This is a genomic window from Oleiphilus sp. HI0079, from assembly GCF_001635105.1.
Genome location: NZ_LWFT01001186.1, coordinates 1 through 764, shown reverse-complemented (window position 1 = coordinate 764; position 764 = coordinate 1). Strand labels below are relative to the sequence as shown.

General features: G+C 50.8%; 1 protein-coding gene. It reads left to right on the top strand.

The genetic code is table 11. The features are described from left to right. A partial coding sequence (gene rsxC, locus A3750_RS21105) for an electron transport complex subunit RsxC (RefSeq protein ID WP_156498804.1) occupies positions 1 to 764 on the top strand: 764 nt, incomplete at both ends.

The window sequence follows — 764 nt, the reverse complement described above, 5'->3', positions numbered from 1 at the left end:
CGGTTCGCGAAATTGCAGAGCATTCCATCGCACACCCCTCCGGTTTAGCTGCCGAATGTATCGTCATTGATACCGATGGCAAAGATACTTGGTGCTCCCTAACTCAGCATGAAGATTATCTGAATCTGCCACGCGAAACCGTGTTAGAAGTGGTTCGCGGCGCAGGCATTGCTGGAATGGGAGGTGCCGGCTTTCCAACCGACGTAAAACTACATCCTGCAAATCTAAAACAACTGAACACACTGATCATTAATGGCATCGAGTGCGAGCCTTACATCACCGCCGATGACATGCTAATGCGCAGTTATGCAGATGAGGTTCTGCGCGGCATCGAGATCATGGCAAGACTGCTGGAGCCAAAGAACGTCGTACTGGCTATTGAAGACAATAAGCCACACGCATTTGAAGCGATTCAGGCGGCGCTTGAAGAGCGCTCAAGCCATACGACTGCCGCGAAATATGATGTTGAGTTAGCCGTTATCCCGACAAAATACCCTTCAGGTGGCGAAAAGCAGCTGATTCAGATTCTTACTGGACAAGAAGTACCCAGTGGCGGCATTCCTGCCGACATAGGCATTGTCTGCCAAAATGTTGCAACGGCACGCGCCGTTTATCGCGCGGTTCGTTATGGCGAACCGCTGATATCTCGAATAACCACATTAAGTGGTGAGGCGATAGGCCAACCCTGCAATGTGGAAGTCTTGATAGGCACGCCTATTTCGCATTTGCTCAACGAGTTTGACTATCAACCCGCCCGCCATCCA